This is a genomic window from Streptomyces herbicida, from assembly GCF_032656585.1.
Taxonomy (GTDB): domain Bacteria; phylum Actinomycetota; class Actinomycetes; order Streptomycetales; family Streptomycetaceae; genus Streptomyces; species Streptomyces herbicida.
The window spans coordinates 194,468-209,646 of sequence record NZ_JAUYWJ010000014.1 but is presented as its reverse complement, the minus strand read 5'-3'; the positions used below and the strand labels follow the sequence as shown (position 1 = coordinate 209,646).

The 15,179-nt window shown below is 67.9% G+C and carries 10 protein-coding genes; 2 read left to right on the top strand and 8 right to left on the bottom strand.

Features of this window, described 5'->3' with window-relative positions; all coding sequences use genetic code 11:
* Positions 1–11: 11 nt before the first annotated feature.
* From Q8A52_RS28525 to Q8A52_RS28500, 6 genes are all read right to left on the bottom strand, one after another.
* Positions 12–452, bottom strand: coding sequence for an SRPBCC family protein (locus Q8A52_RS28525; protein WP_316756579.1), 441 nt, complete (start codon positions 450–452; stop codon positions 12–14).
* Between the two features lie 84 nt (positions 453–536).
* Entirely contained in the window at positions 537–2,021 is a 1,485-nt protein-coding gene (locus tag Q8A52_RS28520; protein ID WP_316756577.1) for an MFS transporter, read from the bottom strand.
* 108 nt (positions 2,022–2,129) lie between these two features.
* Positions 2,130–4,127, bottom strand: a complete 1,998-nt coding sequence (locus tag Q8A52_RS28515) for an ATP-binding protein (RefSeq protein WP_316756575.1) — start codon at positions 4,125–4,127, stop codon at positions 2,130–2,132.
* Between the two features lie 231 nt (positions 4,128–4,358).
* Positions 4,359–5,600 carry a cytochrome P450, cyclodipeptide synthase-associated gene (locus Q8A52_RS28510; RefSeq protein WP_316756573.1) on the bottom strand — a complete coding sequence of 414 codons (1,242 nt, stop codon included), beginning with the start codon at positions 5,598–5,600 and terminating at the stop codon, positions 4,359–4,361.
* Between the two features lie 101 nt (positions 5,601–5,701).
* Positions 5,702–7,852, bottom strand: a complete 2,151-nt coding sequence (locus tag Q8A52_RS28505; protein ID WP_316756572.1) for an ATP-binding protein — start codon at positions 7,850–7,852, stop codon at positions 5,702–5,704.
* 439 nt (positions 7,853–8,291) lie between these two features.
* Positions 8,292–9,176, bottom strand: a complete 885-nt coding sequence (locus Q8A52_RS28500; RefSeq protein ID WP_316756570.1) for a hypothetical protein — start codon at positions 9,174–9,176, stop codon at positions 8,292–8,294.
* Positions 9,177–9,236: 60 nt separating this feature from the next.
* Between Q8A52_RS28500 and Q8A52_RS49145 the strand changes: the two genes are divergently transcribed.
* A complete protein-coding gene (locus Q8A52_RS49145; RefSeq protein ID WP_408649267.1) occupies positions 9,237–10,109 on the top strand; it encodes a GNAT family N-acetyltransferase in 873 nt (290 codons plus the stop codon).
* 552 nt (positions 10,110–10,661) lie between these two features.
* On the opposite strand, the gene Q8A52_RS28495 is transcribed toward Q8A52_RS49145, so the two are convergent.
* Positions 10,662–11,123, bottom strand: coding sequence for a hypothetical protein (locus tag Q8A52_RS28495; RefSeq protein WP_316756568.1), 462 nt, complete (start codon positions 11,121–11,123; stop codon positions 10,662–10,664).
* Between the two features lie 789 nt (positions 11,124–11,912).
* Between Q8A52_RS28495 and Q8A52_RS28490 the strand changes: the two genes are divergently transcribed.
* A complete protein-coding gene (locus tag Q8A52_RS28490) occupies positions 11,913–13,262 on the top strand; it encodes a phosphatase PAP2 family protein (protein ID WP_316756566.1) in 1,350 nt (449 codons plus the stop codon).
* Positions 13,263–13,460: 198 nt separating this feature from the next.
* Here Q8A52_RS28490 and Q8A52_RS28485 read toward each other — a convergent pair whose 3' ends face one another.
* A complete protein-coding gene (locus Q8A52_RS28485; RefSeq protein ID WP_316756564.1) occupies positions 13,461–15,134 on the bottom strand; it encodes a glycoside hydrolase family 13 protein in 1,674 nt (557 codons plus the stop codon).
* Positions 15,135–15,179: the final 45 nt, after the last annotated feature.

Here is a 15,179-nt window from a genome sequence, read left to right as displayed (position 1 = left end):
GATGCGCGCGGTCAGACGGACTGTTCGGCACGGGACTTGAGGTGGCGGAGCCAGTTGTCGAGGGAGGCGTGGAGGGCCTTGCCGCGGTCGTCGGCCGCGGCGTCGACCGGGGCGCCGCTCCAGGACTCCTCGGTGCGGACGATGACGTCGTCGCCCTTCTGCTCGAACGTCCAGACGTGAATGCCGGTGATGCCGCTGGCGGGGCCGCCCCACACGATGCGCTCGCCGGGGACCAGTTCGCGCACGGTGGAGGTGATGTCCAGGCCGTGGGTGCGCCAGCTGAAGGAGTTGCCGGGCGTCAGCGGGCCGTTGCGCTCGGCCCGCTCGACGTCCGCGTTCCAGGTGGGCCAGGCCGCGATGTCGGTGTGCAACTCCCACACCGTCGCGAGCGGGGCGTGGATCACGGTGCTCAGGCGGACGATGACGGGGGCGGTCTCGTCGACGGTGACCATTGCTGTGGTTCCTTTCCTGGTGGGTGCGTGCCGATGGCGCGGCTGATCCATCGGTTCAGCCGGTTTGGGGATTCATTCGGGGGTTCAGGAGATGCCGGCGGTTTGCGGCTCGGCGGCCGGGCCGATGGTGGGGGTGTTCGTGGTCCGCGGCCGGCCGGCCCAACGGGTGAGGAGCAATGCGAGGAGTGCGGCAGCGGCCAGGATCGCGGCCGAGACCGTGAAAGCGGCTCGGTAGCCGGCGGTGAGGGCCGCCAGGTGGGACTGGTGGGTGGAGGCGTGGCCGGTGACGGAGCCGGCCAGGGTGGCCAGGGCGGCGAGGCCGATCGCACCGCCGACCTGGCGGGTGGTGTTCACCAGTCCCCCGGCCAGGCCCGCGTCCTGGGGCGGGACGCCCTCCACGGCAAGTGCGGTGAGTTGGACGAAGGCGATGCTCAGGCCGAGGCCGATCAGGATGCTCGGGCCGAGGACTTGGCCGGGGTAGCTTCCGTCGGCGCTGATGCGTGACAGCCACAACAGGCCGACGGCCGTGGTGAGGAGGGCCGCGGTCACGGCGGCGGTGGCGCCAATGCGTCGGGAGATTCGGGGCGCCGCGGCCGCGCCGAGCATATTGGCCGCCGCGAGCGGGAGTTGGGCCGCTCCGGTGACCAAGGGGTCCATTTTGAGGACTTGTTGCTGGTAGACGGGCAAGAAGAAGAACAGGGCGATCCGCACGGATCCCAGCAGCGCCATCAGCACATTGCCGACCGCGACCTGGCCCGTGGTGAAGAGCCGCGGTGGTATCAACGCGTTCGGTCGGCGACGCTCGATCACGACGAAGGCCCCGAGCAGCGCGGCGGCGCCGAGGAGGGAGCCCCCCACCCGGGTGTCCGTCCAGCCGGTGCCACGTGCGGTGGTCAGACCCCAGACCAGGCAGGTCAGGGCCAGGGTGACGGTGGCGGTCCCCAGCAGGTCGAACTGCCCGGCCACGCGACCGGTCGCCCGTGGCACGAAGGCCGCGACGGCGACGAGCACCAACACCGTCCCGAACGCGACGGAGTAGAAGATCCAGGGCCAGCCCCAGGCCTGGGTGAGCGCACCACCCAGCAGGACGCCCCCCGCCCCTCCCGCGCCGGAGACCGCTCCCCACACTCCCAGCGCTCTGCCGCGGGCGGGACCGGACGGGAACAGGTCCATCGTCACGGCGAGCGCGGCCGGGGCGATGGCGGCGGCGCCGAGGCCCTGTACGGCGCGGGCGGCGATCAGTACGGTCGAGGAGTCGGCCAGCCCCGCTGCCAGCGAGGCCACCGCGAAGAGCCCGAGGCCACCGATCAGCACCTGGCGCCGGCCGAGCAGGTCGGCCGCCCGCCCGCCGGCCAACAGCAGCGCCCCGAACGCCAGGCCATAGGCGTTGACCACCCAGGTGGTTCCGCCGTCGGACAGGCCCACCCCGGCACGGATCTGCGGAAGAGCCACGTTCACGATCGAGGTGGCGAGCATGACCGTGAACTGGGCCGCGGCTAGCGCCGGGAGGGCGGCCGGGTGCCGAGGGGCGGGCGGCGCCAGGTCCATCTGTGTGCGTTGGAGGTTCATGGCGCACAGCCTCGTGCGGGGCCCTGTCCACTATCCAGGCTCAGCAGGGACGGGGACTGTCCAGTCCTGTCCACAGCTGTCCACCCCTCCTGCCGAAGGGCGCGTCCGCTACTGCTGTTGAGGGCCGTGCAGTTCCTGCTGCCACAGGGCCTCGCAGAGCAGGTCCAGGCCCAGACGCAGGTGGCGACGGTAGGTGCCGTACGGAAGGCCGAGGCGGCGGGCGGCGGCCTCCTGGGTGGGCGCGCCGGAGAAGTAGCCCGCCGTCAGGGCCTCGCGGGCCCGCGCTCCGCGCGGGTCGTGGGCGAGGTCGTCGACGGCCTGGCGCAGCAGGGTGCGCAACTCCTCGACAGGCTCACGGAAGTCGGCCGCGAGACGGGCGCGCAACAGGGCGCAGGCGGCGAAGGTGCCCGCGTCGCGCCAGTGCGTCAGCGCCTCGCGCACGGCCTGGTCGAACGCGGTTCGTGACACGGGCGACGGTCCGGACCGGACCGGTACCTCGGTGGCCGATATGAAGCGGTGAAGCCAGGTCTCCACGGGTTCCCGGCGCCAGTCGACACTGAACAGCCCGTAGGTGTGATCACCGACGCGCGGTCGCGCCCCGGTGTCGCCGAGGGTGCCCTTGACGCGCTCGGCCCATGTCTCGGCGTCCCGGAAAACGGCGAACCCGTAGGCGCGACCGCGAGCACGGGCCGACTCCGCCTGGGCGCGGGAACTGCTCAGGTCGATGACGCGCGAGGGGACCTGGTAACGCTCCGGGTAGACGGAGAAGCGGCTTATGCCGATGTGTTCGCCGGGGCGCACCGGCTCGGTGGCGTTGGTGTACTCCCACGCGGCGGCGACGACGGGATCTGTGTCCAGGTCCTGGGGATCGGGAGGGGCCGGCAGAGCCAATCGGGCCGTGAACGCGACGGTCCGGCCCGTACTCACGAGACGGTAGACGCTGAAGGCCTGCGGCTGGCGCTGCGCCCAGTAGCGGACCAGTTCCGCGGAGGCGGCTCCCTCGGTCTCCTCTGTCATGCGCAGTATGACGTCGAGGTCTTCCGGGTGCAGCGGGCGGTCGTGTACCTCGTCCTCGCGGGACCACGTGCGGAGCCGGGCCAGGGTCTTGCCCTCTCGGAAGAGGTAGAAGAGCTCGTCGGTGACGGTCCATACCCGCTCCTCGGGTGCCTCGCGCAGGAGGCGCAGGTACTCGTCCGCCAGGCGCTCGCGCATCGTCACGAAGGCGTTGGGCGCTCGCCAGCGCAGGTCGGCGGCCAGCGTCTCACGTGCGGCGTCGTGCGGGTGGAGCCCCCGATGCGTGGACTCCATGAAGGGCAGGTCCCGCAGCCAGGAGAAGAGCAGATGGGCGTCGTGCTCGGGCAGCACCGCGTCAAGCAGTTCCTCCGAGGTCGAGTGAGCCTGTGCCGCCACCTCCAGGGCGCGCCGGTGAGCCGCCGTGGGCACCTCACCGATCAATCCTGCCAACAGGGTTCGCAGGACGTCCGCCGAAGGGGCCCAGATCTCCTCCCGGCTGCAGCCCGTCGATCCCGCGGCTGCCGCGAGGGACAGCGCCAGCGGGTTGCCGGCGGCGAAGCGGAGTACCCGGTCCCGCAGTTCGGGCCGGATCTGCGCCGCGGCCAGCAGGCTTCGTGCCTGTTCCTCGGAGAACGGCTGTAGTTCGGTCACGTGCAGGAGCCCTGCCCAGGCGGGGTCGGCGGTCCATTGCGGCTGCGGAGCGAGCCGGCCGGCCAGGACAACCAGGGTGTCTTCGGCGGCGCGAGGCAGGAAGTGCTGCCACAGCCAGCTCTCCAGCCACTGGCAGTGCTCGAAGGAGTCCACGACCAGGACTGTGCCGGGGACGTCCAGGAAGGGACCGGCCGCGCGCTCGAAGTCTGCCGGGTCCCGGCTGACGAAACGGCCGTCGAGTTCGATGAGCAGCCGGCCCGCCGCTCGAGCGTCGTCCGCCAGGCGCCGCAGCAGCGTCGACTTGCCGATGCCGCCGGGCCCGAACAGGTAGAACGCGAACGGCGCCTGTGGATCGTCGGCCAACGCCTTGCCGAAGTACCCGAGTTCCTCGTCCCGGCCGATGAAGGCCCGTACGCGCGCACTGCTGAGTCTCGCTCCCACGGAGGCCATTGCGGCTCCCCTCCCCTTGTCCCAGCACCGGGCGACCATGCTCGGAGACACCCGCGGGGCCTCGCGGAGTCAGGCACCATTACGACGCGCGCGGGGCGGTGGTCCAGCCCCTTTCGCGCCACGCTACTCCGTTAGAGATCGTAACCAGGGCGTCGGTTGCTTCAGCGGGTGGAGAGGCCGCGGGAATCTCCGGAATGCAGCGCCCTCCGCAGGTCCCTTCCGTCAGCGAGGGACGGTGGCTCCTTCGTGGACGGGTGTGAAGTCCAGCGACAGGGAGGCGGGGCCGCGGGTGTACAGGCCCGCCTCCTGGTAGTGGAAGCCGGGGCTGTAGCGGACCTGCTCCAGCAGGGGCAGGAGCATCGCGGCGACAGTCTCGATCTCGGCGCGTGCGAAGGCCGCACCGACACACTGGTGGAGTCCTGTACCGAATGCCAGATGCTGGGCGGCAGCGGTGAACGAGCGGGCGATACCCAGGTCCGGGCGGTGGATGTCGAAGGTGTCCGGGGCAGTGAAGGCGTCGGGGTCTCGATTGGCCGCGCCGATCATGCAGAAGACGGTGGCACCTGCCGGGACGGTGGTGCCGGCGAACACGGCGTCCTGCTCCACCTGACGGGGAATGAGCTGGACCGGCGGAGTGTAGCGCAGCGTCTCGGCGATCGCGGCGGGCAGCAGGGTCGGGTCCTGGCGGACCTGGGCCAGCTGATCGGGGTGGTCGATCAGGTGCTTGAAGAGCAGTGCGAGGGTCTTGTCCGCGGGCTCGGTGGCGGCGGCCAGAACGTTGATGATCAGCGCTGTGATGTCGCGGTTGCTCATGGCGATGCCGTCGAACTCGGCGGTGCACAGCTTCGATATCAGGTCTTCGCCGGGGTGGCGGCGGCGCTGTTCGATGACGGGGACGAGGTAGGCCTCCAGTCGCTCGGCGCATTCCAGGCAGTGCCTACGTCGTTCGGGAGTGAGGGTCAGGCTCGTGATGAACTCGGCGAACCCGCTGTGCCAGGCGGCGACCTGCTGCCAGTCCTTCTTGTCCAGGCCGAGGACGTCGAGCGTCACGTAGACGGCGAGAGGTCTGCCGAACTCGTTGACGAGGTCCACGCTGCCCCGCGGGAGGAAGGGCGCGATCAGCGCGGCGGCGTTGGCGTGGATGGCGCGTATCTCATCTTGCAGAGCCTGCCCGGTGAAGCCCCGGACGACGATCTTTCGCTTGGCGGTGTGCTCGGCGCCCGTCATCTGGGCGAGGACCGGCCCGCGCATCACCGGCTCCGCGCGTACCTGCAGGGGCTCGGTGGTGAACGCAGCGTGGTCCGTCAGTACCTGCTTCACGTCCTGGTGGCGGGAGACGAAGTAGCTGTCGATCGCGGGCTCGTAGTGCACCGGTGACTGCTCCCTCAGGAAGGAGAAGCAGCGGTAGGGGTCGGCCGCGAAGTCCTCGGAGAGGACGCTGAAGTGGGGGTTGACCATCTGCATGGCGGAGAACCCTCTCGAAGTCCACGGAAAGAGCGGGATCCGGGGGTCCGGAGGGGGACGTCCAGCGGGCCCGGCGAGCATGGGGCAACCCTGCGTGCCCCTCAGTCCTCTGGATGCCGGATCGTTGATCGGATCCGTTGCGCGTCCGGGTGACCAAGTTCCTCGAGAATCTGCAGAGCACGCAGCCGATGGCTTTCTGCCTCCTGGCGGCGGCCCGCGGCGTCAAACGCGCTGGCGAGGATTTCCAGAGTGGACGCCTCGCCGAGCCTGTTGCCCGCTGCTGCATGGAAGGCGGATGCCTGCAGGCCCGCCGTGATCGCCTCGCCGAAGCGCCCCACAGACAAATGAGTACCGGCCAATTTGTCCAGAACGAGCCCCTGCCCAAAGGGATAGGAGAGGTCCTCGAAAATCGCCAAGGACTCTCTGAGTGACTCCACGGCGTCTTCCGGCCGGTTCAGGCCCAGATAGGCAGAACCGAGGTTTTCCAGCGCATGAGCGATGAGCCATGCGTCGCCCGATCGGCGCGCTATCCGCAGGGCAGAGAGCAGATAGTCGACAGCCCCCTCGAAGCGACGCAGGGAGATCAGTGCATCGCCCACGTTGTTCAGGTTCCAGCCCTCGTCTTCCCCCAAGCGCTGGCTGAGCGCCAGTGCCCGCATACAGCACGCGTAGGCTTCTTCATGTCTGCCGCAATACACATTCGCGGCGCCCAGATCACGCAACGCCACCAACTGCGCGTGTTCATCGCGCAGGGCCTCTGCTGCGGCCAGGGCGATCTCATTGACCGCAATCCAGTCCAATGTGGGCCTTCTGAGCTGGAAGAAGGGCCTGAGCGCGGCAGGCAGCTTCCAGGCGGAAGCAAAGTCGCCGACATCCGCCGCCTGCCGGCATGCCGCCACGATGTTCGCGAACTCGGTCTCGCACCAACCAAGAGCACTTGCGGGCGAGTCCAGAGCGACGGACAGATGTGCGGAGGGTCGTTCTTCGTCGGAGATCGAAAACGGAGCCGCACCACGACGGGTTCCAAGAACTACGCCGACTTTCTCCCCGGTGGCGACAAGCCATGAGAACAGGCGGTGCAGTGCCTGTGACCGGTCGTGCTCGTGGTCCTCCTCGACACTGCATTCACCGGCGTAGTCGCGGATCAAGTCGTGGAAGCGATAGCGATTGTTGCCGGCGATCTCAAGGAGATTGGCGCTGACCAGGTTCGACACTATGCGCAGCGTCTGGGCCGGTGTCAGGTCAGCCAGGGCCGCGGCCGCCTTGAGGCTGATCTCCGGACCGGTCGGCAGGCTCAGCAGACGAAACACGCGAGCAGCAGCCGGCGTGAGGTTGCGATATGACCAGGAGAACACGTTCCTGACGGCGGACGTCTCGTCATCGTCGTATGTGGCCAGGGCTTCGATCCGGGCACTGCCCGTCAACTCGTCGGCCAGCTCCCCCAGCGAGGCATGGGGGCGCGCCGCGGCCATCTCAGCTGCGATGCGCAGGGCCAGCGGCAAACGCGCACATCTGACCGTGAGTAGCCCGGCTGCCGACGGTTCCGCATCGAGACGGTCCTGTCCGATGATCGAGCCCAGCAGCTCCAGCGATTCTTCCGGGGACAGCATGTCGAGAACGAGTCGCTGCGCGCCGTCGCGCACGACCAGACTGGAGAGTTGGCTTCTGCTGGTGATCAGGACAAAGCAGGTTTCGGAAGCGGGCAGCAACGGACGGACCTGCTCAGCGTCGCGGGCGTTGTCCAGCAGAACGAGCATGCGCCGCTGGTGAAGGAGGCTTCTGAAAAGTCCACTACGGCCCTCAAGGTCCTCGGGAAGTCCCTCGGTTGGCGTCCCGAGCGCGAGCAGGAATCCGTGGAGTGCCTGGTTCGGTGTGATCAGGGGGCCGGGACCGTACCCTTGGAGGTTGACGTAGAGCAACCCGTCAGGAAAGCGATCGGCGACACCCCGAGCCCAGTGGATGGCCAGAGCTGTCTTGCCGATACCGGCGGTGCCCGCCACCGCCGACACGATGACGGTCGGCCGGACCTCCTGGGTCCACCCTTCAAATATGGCGTCGAGCTTGGCGAGGTCCTCGCTTCTGCCTGTGAAGTGGGACGACTCCGGGGGAAGCTGGTAGGGACGGGGGGCACCGGCATGTTGCCCGTGGAAGTGCACGCCGCCGGAGACATTTCGCGCCTGGACGGAATTGGTCACCGAACCGGAAAGATCGTTGTTCACCCGGTCCGCCCGGTCGGCGTCCCCGTCGCTCACAATGTCCGCCCTCCGAGGACGCGTTGACCTTGAAATTCGAGGTTACAGCCGAGGGCGGTCGGCGTCCAGGGAACCCAGACCGGAGGGCCGTATTCCCATACCGTTGGCGGTCTACTGCCGTTGACAAGGTCTCGAAGGGCCTGGAATTATGAACTGCCTCGATTCCAGGTCGAGTCCGTTGCGCTACGTCACTGCCTGATCGAACGGCGAAAAAGTATTTGGATCTCCCTCATTCGGGACTCGTCGTGCAGCTTGGTCCATCATTTTTCCCCATTGGCGTGGAGCCCGTGAAAGGGCACCTACGGCAGGATCTGAGCCCGCTCGCCGCAAATGCATGTCCGTTCCGGCCGGCAGCGCGCCCACAGAGCCCCGGAACAGCAAGTTGGCCTTCCTCAAGTTCAACGACTCCGATTCGATGAACCGAGAGGGGGGCACGGTTTCACAGCGAGCAACTGGACCGCCCCAAGGGTGATATGTCACTCCTGCGACGTGGAAAGCGTCCAGCGAGGACCAAGGCACGGGACCGTGCCTCGATTCCCCGCGTCGAGCCGTCGTGCAGCGCGATCCCCGCCGGAAAGACGACCGCGTCGCCGGGTGTCAGCCGCACGGCGATGCAGACCGTCCGTCGAACTTCCTCGGGGTGGGCCCGCAGGAAGCGCCGCAGCTGCGGGGTGTCGGGCACATGGTCCCCGTCGCCCGGCCGGACCGTGTCAGAGAGATGAAGTGCTGTCATGTTCAGACCGAGGATGAGAATTCGGTCTCCCGGCCCCAGATTGCACAGGCACCGGCGTTCCGCCGACTCCAGTCTGACACTGCGCGGAAATCGCTCACCCTCGCGGGAACCCGTCAGTGCATTGTCGTAGTGCATGCCCACCCACCGGGCTGCCGAATGGTCTGAGTACTGCCGTATGTTCGGGTCGAAACTCGTTGTCGTCATACTTCCGGCGTGAGCCTCCAGGACACCGATCAGCCGCCCTTCAAGGCGTCCCAACTGGTAACGGCCTCCGTGGTTCGGCTGAAAATCCTGTCGGCCCGCCTCGTCGAGCATGGCTTTCACTGAGGCGTCCGGCAGGGGGATACGGTCGAATCCCAAACAGAGGCCGGGAGGCGTGTCATCAGTTGCGACAAGCCGTTCAAGCAGAGCCACGTCCCCAGCCAAGAGCGATTTCGGAACATTGGGGATGACGGCATCACAGGCATACCCAAGCACATCGGTCTCGTAGCCTGTCGCCAAATGAATACCGCAGAAGGAAAGGCGCCCGAGGCGAGATGAGAGCCACTCAGGCGTGCAGTCCAGTCTGATCGTCCTGTCATCGAGCACCAAGGAACCGACGAGATCTCGAACATCCCCCATTGAAGCCCCGCAGCCGATGGATTTTCAGGAATGCTATCCGAGATCAGTTTGCCGCACAACGCCCCAGCCGTTCAGGCGAGATGGCCGGCAGCCGAGAGAGGCGGGCTCAATATGAGGTACCGGCAAGTCGACCCTATGGTTCACACGCGCATGACTCTTGGGTATGGCCAGAATGAGTCGAGAGTCGAGTTCGTACAGGGCACAGCCCGGGACGGGTCTCCCTGGGCGGACGATGTCCGCCTCATCGGGGACGGAGCGAGTGATCTCGTCCACGTCCTCCTCGACAAACTGCCCGGTTGGACCGTCTCCCTGCGGGATGGCGGGGGCGCATCACCTGACATCCCTGGAGCCGTGCCGTTGCGCCATGTCCATCACTATCTCCGGCATCTGCCGTCGTGCCCGCCCGACCCGGACTGGGCACGCCCCAGGCTTCCCCCTGGCGTCCACCTCGTTCCTGCTTCGGAGGTGGACATCGAGCAATTGCGTCATGTCCGGGAGCGCGCCTACCCACCGGGGCACCCGGATCGCAGCGCGGATCGATCCAGGCATCTGGTGCCGCTCTTGACCGGTGCCCTCTATGGGCCAAATCTCGCCTGCAGTACTGTGGCCCTTCTCGGCCCACAGCCCATAGGCGCCATTCTGGCCAATGCCGAAATGGGGCCCCCGGCCCTACCGGGGCCGGGGTTCACCGACCTGTTCCGGGACCCCGAGTGTTCCCTCCGGGGAATCGGTTCACTTCTCATGAAGTACGCAGTGGCCACATCGCATCTGGACGGTCTGGCAGAAGACTTGCGCCTGGCAGTGACCGAAGGCAATCCGGCTCGCAGACTGTACGAGCGACTCGGGTTCCGACACGTGTACAGCACTCGCACTCTGCGGCTGCCCGACAGCCAGAGCCAGTAGTTCGTCGCGCATTCTCGGCCGGGTGATCGTTCTCCTGTCCGTCAAAGGGAAGACCGCTTCCAAGAGCGGTTCTTGAGGCTCGCCGTTGGGCACCGATCGACTGTGTTCGTCCGGCCGGTGAGCACCGACGAGAGCCGGACGCTGCTGCGCTCGCCGCCGAACTTGCTGTCCCGAGGGCACCGTATGCTCGTCGCTGCACCGCGCCCGCCAGTCCGCGCACCAACTGTGCATGCTCGGGGGCCAGGCCGTCGTAGCGCTCGGCGCCGACGCGCTGCCCACCCACGAAGGTCCAAGCACGCTCAAGCACCACCGTCGACTGGTGGACGCAGACGCCGTGCTGACGGGCAACAGGGTTCTGGAATCAGCTGTTCTGCGTGCTTGTCGCGGGCGTTCAGAGCAAGGGCCGGGCCAGGAGCTCTGACAGCGCCTGGGGGGTCCGCGGTGACAACCTCACGGTGATGTCTCGGCCCTGGACCACCGCGTGGCAGAAGATACTCCCGGCGACCGTCTCGCCCATCGCTCTGCCCTCACGGGTGTCGTCGCTCATGCCGGTCACGACGCCGAGTCGCCTGCGTTGTCACCAGGAGCGCCGACAGAGGGCGGCCGAGGCGGCGGTGACGTAGCGGTGAAAGTCAGGCTGGAGAAATCCCGGCCCTGTACAACCGGCCCGTACTGGGTGCCGCCGCTGATGGTGTTCGTCACCGCCCCATCCCCGGTGCGCACCAGTTCGGCCTGCTCGGCCCAGGCCGCCAGCCCGGTACGGAAGTCCTCATCCAGCGCGGCCCGGACCGCCAGCGCCGTGCTCAGAGCCTGTGCCCGGCCCTGGTCGCCCGGATCTCCGGCAAGGCGCACCAGTTCCGGCTCCCCGGAACTGACCGCCGTCGCCCGTCCGCTGCCCTCCCGGCGGAACGGACGCCGCACCAACTCGGTCAGCCCCGCCCACGCCTGGCGCCCGACCTCCCCGCCGGCCCCGCCGGCCAGCGCCGCCAACAGCCCCACCGATACCGGATCCATCCCCCACCCCTCGCCTTGCGCAATCACCCGCGTGCAATCAGTGACGAATCGTAGTGGGGGCGCTCCCGTACGACCATCAGCACAGCCAACCATCGGCCTCCCGAGGAGCCCCGACCGTGCCGCACCAGACTGGCCGGGCGCCGTCACGAGGCCTTGACCGGCCGGGAGGTACGGACATGGCAGGCGCCAAGAACCCGGCTGTGGAACCGGTCGAGGACACCGCCGGCTTCATCGCCCCAGGGACACGGCGAGGCCCGTCATCGACGCGTGGCCCACCACGCGGGCCGGTGAATGTCGTTTGGCCGCGGCAGTATCCGGTCGCGCGGCTGAACTGACAGCCAATCCCCAGACAGTGACCGCATACGCCGTCACGAAGATCACAACCCGGTCCCTGATCTCCGCGGGTCCGTACGCATCCCCCACGCCTTACGCACCGCTGCCGCGCTGATCGCGCGCGTGCCCTGCACGACCGCCGGCCGAGCGCGCTTCGAGGCGTCTGCCACCTCCGTCACGCCCGCGGCGTACTCGATGTACGCGTTGAGCTTTCGCCCGCTCCAGCGGATGGCCATCGCACGTCGGCACTCGGCACGAGCGTCACCATCTGAGCGATCATGGTCGTGACCGTAACGCCAGCGCTACCTCCCCTCTCTCCCCCGTTAACATGTTCGAACTCACGATGATCGCCCTTGCCCGACCTTCACCGGAAAAACATGCCATCCGACATGAACAGATCCCTAGTTACCAACTTCTAGCAAACCGGCCAAACAGTTGATATCGACAGCATCACGGATGTTTTCGCAGATAAAGAGCAGAATTCCGTTCGCCGCATGGCGTCAACCACGCGCGATTCTGTGGGCCGGCGCGGGTGCGGCGGCCCTGGGATTCCTCATCGCTCTGGAGATCGCCGCACGTCGCTACGGCCTACCGGGGCCGATCACCAATCAGGTACGAGAGGTGATATTCCCGCCCAAGTCGGGGTTTCTTCTGTATGCCAGTTTGGCATTGATGATGGTGGTGCTCCCCCGGCGGCAGCGGTTCATCGCGGCTGGAGTCGCGATCGGCATCGACGTCGCCTTCGTGTTGGTGCGGTGGGCGGTCGGCGCCAAGGTGACCGAGGGCCATCCCTTCGGCAACGGCGCGTTGTGGGTGATTCTGGGACATGCGGTCATCGCCATGACCCGCCGCACCGGCCGGGAACGTGTCCTGCTGCTGAAGGGCGTCGGGCTGGCCCTGCTGCTGGTGGCCGGCCGCAAGACGGGCGATACCTGGCTGCTCATCACGTCGAAAACCCGCCCGGCGGTGCTCGACCAGTACGTGGCAACCGCCGATCACGCGCTGGGCAATCCGTCGTGGCTGGTCGGCCGGTTGGTCAGGGCCACCGGTCCGATCGGCGCCCACGTTCTCGACTATGTCTACGTCCAGCTTGCCGTGGCATCGGTCATCGTCGCGCTGTACCAGCTGCGCAACGTGGCGGTCGAGCGCCGGTTCCCGCGCCATCATCTGGTGCGCACCTTTCTGGCGATCGGCCTCCTCGGACCGGGCATCTACATGATCTTCCCGGTGGTCGGACCGGTCTTCGCCTACGGCGCCGACGGCGGGCACTGGGCATTGGCCAACCTGTGGCCGGACACGCCGCCGGCGGTCAATAGCCCACACCCGATGCCCTTCGACGAGATCACACCGCGCAACTGCATGCCCAGCCTGCACACAGCGTGGGCCACCACGATCTTCATTCATTCCCGCAGGGCCCCACGGGTTCTGCGATTCGCAGGCACGTTCTGGCTGATTGCCACGCTGGGCGCAACGCTGGGCTTCGGCTACCACTACGGCGCGGATCTCGTGGCCGGCGTGGTGTTTACGCTCACGATCGAGTCAGCGCTGCGCTTGCAGGAACGTGGCTGGGACCGGTCGGGAATCCAGCTGGTCGCCTACGGCGCAACGGTCTTCGCTGCGCTCTTGCTGTCGTATCGCTATCTGCCGATGGAGATGGCCAAGCATCCGTTGGCGTTTGGTCCGCTTCTCATTCTGGCGATGACGTCAGTGGTCTACGGCTACGTACGGGCCACCAAACTGTGGGAACCGCAGGCCGCACCAGCACGGCAACCGGGACTGCAACCCGAACTCGGGGCGGTCCCGTAACTACTGTCCGCCGTCCATGCCGACGAACCCTCCGATGCGTGCCCCGGCAGTTTGAGCGGGGCACGCAGTCGGGGGGTCTCAGCCTTGCGGCTCCTGCGGCTTGACGTTACTCAGTCCAAGACGTGCCGTCAGGAGGACCAGGGCCCATCCGGTCAGCGGGGTGGAACACCGGACGGGCCCTGGTGGACAGGTGGACGGCTACGCGGAGAGCCAGACCGCCTCGTCGGGCGCGAGCAGGCCGCCCTCCACGCTGCCGCTGGCAAGCAGGATCGTGGTGTGGTCGGGGAGCCGGTAGGACGTGGATGAGAGGTTGACCGCGGCGACGAAGCCCGGTTCGCGTCGGAAGGTCAGGACTCCAGTAGGGGCGTCCAGCCACGTCAAGCCGCCGTCGCCGAGAGCGGGGTGTTCGCGGCGTAGGCGCAGCGCCGTGCGGTACAGCTCCAGCATGGACGTGTCGTCCCCGGTCTGTGCTTCCACGCTTCGCTCGCCCCAGCCCACAGGCTGCGGGAGCCAGGGCCCGGCGGAAGCGTCCTCGGGGCTGAAGCCGAAAGGAGCACTCTGCCCGGCCCAGGGGATCGGTACCCGGCAGCCGTCGCGCCCACGGTCGGAGCCTCCCGACCGTTCCCAGATCGGGTCCTGCAGCACTGCCTCGGGCAGGTCCTCGACCTCGGGCAGGCCGAGCTCCTCGCCCTGATAGATGTAGGCGCCGCCGGGCAGTGCGAGCATCAGCAGGGCAGCGGCGCGAGCGCGCCGGGTGCCCAGGTTCAGGTCCAGGGGACCTTCCGGCCGGTAGGGCTCATTGGCCGTCCACCGCTTGACCGTTTTGCGGCCGTAGCGGCTGGGGTGGCGCATGACATCGTGGTTGGACAGCACCCAGGTGGCCGGTGCGCCCACCGCGCCGAGCATGGCAAGGGAGTCGTCGATGACGGCGCGCAACTCCTTGGCGTTCCAACTCGACATCAGGAAATCGAAGTTGAACGCGGTGTGCAGGCCGTCCCGGCGGACGTAGGCGGCGAGCCGCTCGGGGGTGTCCGCCCAGGCCTCAGCGACGAAGGACCGGTCGCCGGGGAACTCGTCGGCCACCTTGCGCCAGGCGCGGTAAATGTCGTGCACCTCCTCGCGGTCCCAGTGGGGGTGATCGACGTGCTGCCGGGGCTGCTCCTGCGCGGGGTCGCGGGGGACGAGCGGACCCAGCCGGGCCGGCTCCTGGCGTGGTGGCAGGTCGGGCAGTTCGGGGTCCTTGACGAGTCCGTGGGCGACGTCGATACGGAACCCGTCGACGCCCCGGCTGAACCAGAACCGCAGCACCGACTCGAACTCGGCCCTCACCTCGTGGTGTTCCCAGTTGAGGTCCGGCTGCTCGGGGGCGAACAGGTGCAGGTACCAGTCCCCGTCCGGCAGCCGGGTCCAGGCCGGGCCGCCGAAGCACGAAACCCAGTCGTTGGGTGGTTCGGCGCCGCCGGGTCCACGCCCGGGCCGGAATATGTAGCGTTCCCGCTCGGGGCTGCCCGGTCCGGCGGCCAGCGCCGCCCGGAACCATGCGTGCCGGTCGGAGGTGTGGTTGGGCACGATGTCGGGGATGACGCGGATTCCGTGCCGGTGTGCCTCCTCGATGAGCTGCTCGGCCTCGGCCAGGGTGCCGAACAGCGGGTCGATCTCGCGGTAGTCGGCCACGTCGTAACCGTGGTCCGCCATCGGTGACTTGTACCACGGGTTGATCCAGATGGCGTCGACCCCGAGGGACTTGAGGTAGGGCAGGCGGGAGCGGATGCCGGCGACGTCACCGACGCCGTCACCGTTTCCGTCGGCGAAACTGCGGATGTAGACCTGGTAGATGACGGCGCTGCGCCACCAGGGTGCGGTACCGGACATACGGCTGCGTTACTCCTTGGAGGATGAGGGCAGGACGGCATGCCG